Origin of the sequence: Flintibacter porci, assembly GCF_041925195.1 — a bacterium.
Classification (GTDB): Bacteria; Bacillota; Clostridia; order Oscillospirales; family Oscillospiraceae; genus Lawsonibacter; species Lawsonibacter porci.
Window position 1 is genome coordinate 1 of the sequence record NZ_JBHEVB010000047.1, and the last position, 587, is coordinate 587.

Genomic DNA, 587 nt, shown 5'->3' on the forward strand with positions numbered 1-587 from the left:
TGCTGCGTAGGTCACAGCGGCTTACAAACTCAATGTACTTGGTACGGGAATATCCTAATATCATCACAAAAACAGCCACTTTGTGCAGGGCCCCGCTTTGGTCCTGATACTGACAGATACCCCAATCCATTTGTGCCTGCTTGCCACTGGGTGTCTCATAGCGCCGCACCGCCGGCGCGGACTTCGCTGGCCGGTACGGATGTACGTATTCTTTCAGGATACTCATCCCGCCATCATACCCCAGTGCCCGCAGCCGTTCCAGCAGTACCACACAGTTGAAAATACCTTGCTGCATCCAGATGTTCAACTGTGGTTTGTAAGGGTCCAGCTTGGAGCCTTTTCTAACACCCTTCAAACCATGCGGCTGCACTGGCTGTGTTATGTACTTCCGGGCAGTGTTTTTTGATACTCCAATTTCACGCCCAATGGAATATGCACTCTTGCCTTTTCTTGCTAATTCTTTTATCATTAGTATCAGCCCACTCCTAATCATTCGGCCATCTCCCTTAAAAGTATTGCACACACTTTTAAGATAGCCGGTCTTTAGGCGTGGGTCAATTTTTGCCCGGCGTATAGGTCTATTTTAC

At 48.9% G+C, this 587-nt stretch carries 1 pseudogene; it reads right to left on the reverse strand.

What is annotated here, in order from left to right:
• Window positions 1–469: pseudogene (locus tag ACEVJL_RS16815) on the reverse strand (IS21 family transposase); the annotation flags it as partial.
• Window positions 470–587: the final 118 nt, after the last annotated feature.